This is a genomic window from Verrucosispora sp. SN26_14.1, assembly GCF_004307965.1.
Lineage (GTDB): Bacteria > Actinomycetota > Actinomycetes > Mycobacteriales > Micromonosporaceae > Micromonospora.
In genome coordinates, this window is sequence record NZ_SISL01000528.1 from 1 (window position 1) to 3,811 (window position 3,811).

The 3,811-nt window shown below is 72.4% G+C and carries 4 protein-coding genes; 3 read left to right on the forward strand and 1 reads right to left on the reverse strand.

Annotated features, from left to right (window positions below):
- Positions 1-1,110 (reverse strand): glycoside hydrolase family 3 protein (locus EYA84_RS28425; RefSeq protein ID WP_131057008.1); only part of this gene is annotated, 1,110 nt, incomplete at its 3' end.
- 217 nt (positions 1,111-1,327) lie between these two features.
- On the opposite strand from EYA84_RS28425, the gene EYA84_RS33875 reads away from it, so the two are divergent.
- The 3 genes from EYA84_RS33875 to EYA84_RS28435 all read left to right on the forward strand — a co-directional run.
- A complete protein-coding gene (locus EYA84_RS33875) occupies positions 1,328-1,453 on the forward strand; it encodes a hypothetical protein (RefSeq protein ID WP_255446669.1) in 126 nt (41 codons plus the stop codon).
- A 75-nt stretch (positions 1,454-1,528) separates the two neighbouring features.
- On the forward strand, positions 1,529-2,479 hold the full coding sequence (locus EYA84_RS28430; protein WP_131057010.1) for a TIGR03557 family F420-dependent LLM class oxidoreductase: 951 nt from the start codon (positions 1,529-1,531) through the stop codon (positions 2,477-2,479).
- A gap of 94 nt (positions 2,480-2,573) precedes the next feature.
- A partial coding sequence (locus tag EYA84_RS28435) for an ATP-dependent DNA helicase RecQ (RefSeq protein ID WP_131057011.1) occupies positions 2,574-3,811 on the forward strand: 1,238 nt, incomplete at its 3' end.

Genomic DNA, 3,811 nt, shown 5'->3' on the forward strand with positions numbered 1-3,811 from the left:
CACCCGGAGCGCCCGCCGCGCGGCGACCAGCCCGACGCCCGACCCGCCGGCCGGCACCGGGACACGTCCACCGGCCGTCCGGGCGGCCACCGTCCAGGCCGCGAGCTGACCGACCCGCTTCGCCGCCTCGGCCAGCCGCTCCTCCGGCAGGTCCCCGGCCACGACCGCGTCCACGATGGCGTCGCGCAGGTGCCGGGCCGTCTCCTCGTCGGCGTGCTCACCGCCGACACAGATCGCGTCCACCCCGGCGGCCAACGCCCGCACCGCCGCACCGGCGAGGCCGTACCGGCCGGCGACCGCCTGCATCTCCACCGCGTCGGTCACCACCACGCCGTTGAAGCCCATCTCCTCGCGGAGCACGCCGCCCAGGATCCGGGTGCTCAGCGTCGCCGGCAGCTCCGGATCCAGCGCCGGCACCAGCAGGTGCCCGGTCATCACCGCCTGCACGCCCGCTTCGACGGCGGCCCGGAACGGGGCCAGCTCGACGGCGTCCAGCCGATCCCGGTCCCCGCTGATCCGGGGCAGGTCGTGATGGGAGTCCACCCGGGTGTCGCCGTGCCCCGGGAAGTGCTTGGCGCAGGCCGCCACGCCGCCCGACTGGAGTCCGTGCACCCAGGCGGTGGTGTGCCGGGCCACCACGGACGGATCGGCACCGAACGAGCGGACGCCGATCACCGGATTGTCCGGATTGGAGTTGACGTCGGCGTCCGGCGCGTAGTCCAGGGTCACGCCCAGCGCGGCGAGTTCGACACCCAGGTCGCGGGCGACCTCCTCGGTCAGGGCCGGGTCGTCCACCACGCCGAGAGCGAAGTTGCCCGGCCGGGTGCTGCCCCGACCCGACTCGATGCGGGTGACGTCGCCCGCCTCCTCGTCGATCGCCACGATCACGTCCGGCCGCTCCGCCCGCAGCCCGGCGGTGAGCGCCGCCACCTGCTCCGGGTCGACGACGTTGCGGCTGAACAACACCACCGCGCCGAGGCCGTCGCCGAGCCAGCGGCAGACCCACGCGGGCGGTACGGTGCCGACGAACCCGGGTTGCAGGACCGCGGCGGCCAACGCCGCCAGATTCCCGTTCGCTCGCTGAAGATTCGCTCGCTGACGCTCGCTCATGCCCGCCCTCCGCTACGCTCCGGGCCGCCATGAGGCACCACCGCACTGCGTTGAAGATTCGCTCGCTGACGCTCGCTCATGCGGTCGCGTACCCCCGTCATCCTCCGCCGCGGACTCCCCCCGCCACCCGGCGGTGCAGCAATGGTCACACCGTGCCACCGAATAGTCAATAAACCTTACAGTTGCCTTGGGAGCGCTCTGCCAGCAGAGTGCGGAGATGGACCCGCTGCTGTTGCTCGCCGACGCGACGAGCCCGGCCGACATCCCCGGCGTACGCCTGCTCGGCCTGGTGGTGGGCGGCCTGCTGCTGCTCCTGGCCATCCGGGCGATGTTCCGGCGCTGACCTCGCCGCCGGGTGTGACCCGCCCCCGCCGGGGTACCGCCTGGCTCTGGACACCATCACGGCGAGGGGGCACCCATGAAGATCGGCTACTTCCTGTCCACTGAGGAGTATCCGCCGGAGCAGTTGCTGGCGCAGGCGCAGGCCGCCGAACGCGCCGGCTTCCAGGCGCTCTGGATCTCCGACCACTATCACCCCTGGACCGACGCACAGGGCCAGGCCCCGTTCGTCTGGTCGATGATCGGCGCGTTGAGCCAGACCTGCCGCCTGCCGGTCACCACGGCGGTGACGTGTCCCACCGTCCGCATCCACCCGGCGGTGCTGGCCCAGGCGGCGGCGACCAGCGCGGTGCTGCACTCCGGGCGGTTCGTGCTCGGGGTGGGCTCCGGCGAGGCACTCAACGAGCACATCCTCGGCGACCACTGGCCGCAGGCCGGCGTCCGGCTGGAGATGCTGGAGGAGGCGGTCGAGGTGATGCGGAAACTGTGGGACGGGGGCTTCGTCAACCACTACGGCAAGCACTACCGGGTGGAGCACGCGCGGATCTACACGCTGCCCGAGACGCCTCCGCCGATCTACGTCTCCGCCTTCGGCCCCAAGGCGGTGGACCTGGCCGCCCGGATCGGCGACGGCTTCGTCAACACCATGCCCGACGCCGAGCTGGTGAACCGGTTCCGGGACAACGGCGGCGGAGACAAGCCGTGCCAGGCGGGTTTCAAGGCGGCGTACGCGCCGACCGTGGAGGAGGGTATGCGGCTGGCGTACGAGCGCTGGCCGACCGAGGCGATCCCGGGTGAACTGTTGCAGGTGCTGCCCTCGCCCCGGCACTTCGAGCAGGCCGCCCAACTGGTCGACCCGGAGGCGATGCGCGAGGCGTTCGTCTGCGGCAACGACGCCGACGCACACCTGGCGAAGATCGACGCGTACGCGAAGGCCGGTTTCGACGAGGTCTACGTCGCCAACACCGGGCCGGACTGGCAGGGGCTGATGGACCTGTACCAGCGCGACGTGCTACCCCGACTGCCCTGAGCGGTGACGTAGCGAGACCGTTGCCACACCTGGCGGTCCCGCGTGGCCGGACCGGTGTTTCGGCGCTGGTCCGGCCGGGTACCTGCGGCCCTCGATGAAGCTCACCACGCACTCGATGTCGTTGCGCCGCGCGGCGCGCAGCCTGTTCGGCTGGTCCACCCTGCGCCCCAACCAGCTGGCCGCGATGCGCGCGGTGATGCGGCGGCGCGACGCGTTGGTGGTGCTGCCCACCGGCGCCGGCAAGTCGGCGATCTATCAGATCCCGGCGAGCCTGATCCCCGGCCCGACCGTGGTCATCTCCCCCCTGCTCGCCCTGCAACAGGACCAGATCGCCGCGCTCAACGAGCGGCAACGGGCCGAGTTGCGGGCGGTCCGGATCAGCTCGGACGAGTCGCCGGCCCAGCAGGCCGAGGCGATCGCCGAGATCCGCGACGGCCGGGCCGAGTTCCTCTTCATCACGCCGGAGCAGTTGGCCAACCCGGACCGGCTGGCCGAGGTGCGCGCGTTGAAGCCGGCGCTGGTCGCGATCGACGAGGCGCACTGCATCTCGGCCTGGGGGCACGACTTCCGCCCGGACTACCTGGCACTCGGTCAGCTCATCGAGGGCATCGGGCGGCCGCCGGTGGTGGCACTGACCGCCACCGCCTCGCCGCCGGTACGCGACGACATCGTGGCGCGGCTGCGGCTGCGTGATCCCGAGATCGTGGTGTCCGGACTGGACCGGCCGAACCTCTTCTTCGAGGTGGCGCACTGCCCGACCGAGGACTACCGGTGGCGGCGGCTGATCGCCCTGCTGCGCGACGAGGAGCGGCCGGGCATCATCTACGTACCCACCCGGCGGGCCGCCGAGGACCTCGCGGCCCGGATCACCGACGCCGGCTACCCGGCGCAGTTCTACCACGGTGGAATGTCCGCCAGCGCCCGCGCCCGGCTGCACGAGGCGTTCCTCGCCGACCAGGTGCCGATCATGGTCGCCACGTCGGCGTTCGGCATGGGCATCGACAAGCCGAACATCGCCTGGGTGGTGCACATGGCGCTGCCCGACTCGCCGGACAGCTACTTCCAGGAGATCGGCCGGGCCGGGCGCGACGGCCAGCCCGCCCGCGTCCTGCTGCTCTGGCAGGCCGAGGACGTCGGCCTGCAACGCTTCTTCAGCGGTGGCCTGCCGGACGCCACCGAGTTGCGGGACCTGGCCGCCCTGCTGCGGCAGGGACCGGCCACCAAGAAGGAGCTGCGCGAGGTGACCGGGCTGGGGCCGCGCAAGCTCGGGCAGTACCTGGCCCTGCTGGAGCAGGTCGGTGCGGCGCAGCCGCGCGCCCGGCAGCGGATCGG

What these genes read in the sequence shown, in the direction of transcription:
- EYA84_RS33875 (WP_255446669.1), top strand. Translation starts at nt 1,328, where the DNA reads ATGGACCCGCTGCTGTTGCTCGCCGACGCGACGAGCCCGGCCGACATC.
- EYA84_RS28430 (WP_131057010.1), top strand. Translation starts at nt 1,529, where the DNA reads ATGAAGATCGGCTACTTCCTGTCCACTGAGGAGTATCCGCCGGAGCAG.